At 43.2% G+C, this 1,665-nt stretch carries 2 protein-coding genes; both read left to right on the forward strand.

Annotated elements, in window-relative coordinates; all coding sequences use genetic code 11:
- Positions 1-230 precede the first annotated feature (230 nt).
- Positions 231-605 carry an MAPEG family protein gene (locus VHA01S_RS17700; protein WP_023405711.1) on the forward strand — a complete coding sequence of 125 codons (375 nt, stop codon included), beginning with the start codon at positions 231-233 and terminating at the stop codon, positions 603-605.
- A gap of 135 nt (positions 606-740) precedes the next feature.
- The gene (locus VHA01S_RS17705; protein ID WP_023405712.1) at positions 741-1,592 is read left to right on the forward strand and encodes an alpha/beta hydrolase; all 852 of its coding nucleotides are present in this window, start codon (positions 741-743) and stop codon (positions 1,590-1,592) included.
- Positions 1,593-1,665: the final 73 nt, after the last annotated feature.

Genomic DNA, 1,665 nt, shown 5'->3' on the forward strand with positions numbered 1-1,665 from the left:
CGATTGGTATAACTGTAAAGCCGAAGATTTTTCTATTTGTTGATGATTATGCGGTTGATTTTGTTGTTTCTTAAAGGATACTATTAGGTAAATAACTTGTTAATCCAAAGCGCTTATCAAGTAGTGTGTGATTGAGTTTGTTACAATATTGCTCAATATTCACTTGAGAGTTCCGCTGTAGGGTTTAACAATGACGCATCACCTTTAGTGTTTTTTGAGAATGGAGTCTTATGATCACTTCCCTTTACGCCGCTGTGTTGGCTGTTTGGATCTGTTATTTATCAGTACAGGTAATTAAACAGCGTCGCAAGCATCAGGTTTCCCACTCTGACGGACAAGTAAAAGAACTGGCTATTGCTAGGAGCGCGCACAGCAACGCCACTGAATACATTCCTATTGGCTTATTATTATTGATGCTTGCCGAGTTTAATGGCGCATCACTGTGGCTGATTCATTTGTTGGGTGTGGTGTTTATCGTTGGGCGTGCTGCGCACGGTTTTGCGGTGCTAAACGGCACAATGCAAGGTCGTAAATATGGCATGATTGCCACATTTGCAACCATTGTGGTACTTGCTGTGCTGAACGTATTACAAGTGTTTAGCTAGTGCTTTTGTTTGGGGCTTTAGCTTAATTTAGTTGAAGAGATAAATGGGTCTGACACAGATTCATTAAATGCCGCAGATGCTTTACCGTTTTCTATGCTTTAATAGCCCATCCACATCAGTTCATCACGAGTCAATATGAGCGACAAAATCTACTTTAATACCTCTCAGAAATTTAACTTGCGTCGCTCTTTGGTCAATGCGGGAACTCGTATTCATCACCGCGTTGCTCCTAGTCATGCGCGCAAGCTAGCAAGACAACTTTTACTCACTCCGGTGCGTAGCGCGCCGAAGAATCCACAACCCGAGGCGATGCTTCAGGGGAAGGTGAAATCAGCGCATGGCGATTTAACTACATATACATTAGGTGAAGGCCCGTTATGGGTGCTAAATCACGGTTGGTCGGGTACGGCCAATCAGTTTTTTCCGTTAATGGAATTTATAGCTAAGTCTGGTTTCACCGCACTTGCCTACGATCAACCTGCGCATGGCAGTAGTGGCGGTGCCTATGGGCATATTCCTGCATTTGTAGAAGGCTTAGAAGCCATTTTAGACAGTGTTGATGAGGTAGCTGGCATTATTGCGCACAGTATGGGAACCGCTTCGACGATTGAGTGTAAACATGTTAAAGCAAACCAATGTCCTTTGTTGCTGATTGCGCCGGTACTTGAGTATTTGGATAACCTATTTACTAGCGTGAAGCGTTCTGGGTATTCAATGAAATTGTTTGAAGAGGTGGTTGCTGAGGTGAGTGCCGAATATCATTACCCAATTGCGACTATTGATCCTTACGGCAAACTAAAACTAAGGCAAACACCCACTTTAATCGTGCACGATGAAGGCGACCGATTTACTCGTTTTGATGTGTCGCAACGTGTTTCGCAACAAGCAGAGAAGGTCACTTTGATCGCCACAACAGGTTTGGGGCATGGCCGAATAATGAAAAGTGATCCAGTGAAAGAGGCTTTTTTACAGCTATCGAATCGCTAAATAGATGATATTAAAAAAGCACCGAATGAGCTAAATGCTGATTCGGTGCTTTTTGTTGGCTTTATACCAATCG

The sequence above is a fragment of the Vibrio halioticoli NBRC 102217 genome, assembly GCF_000496695.1.
GTDB classification, from domain to species: Bacteria; Pseudomonadota; Gammaproteobacteria; order Enterobacterales; family Vibrionaceae; genus Vibrio; species Vibrio halioticoli.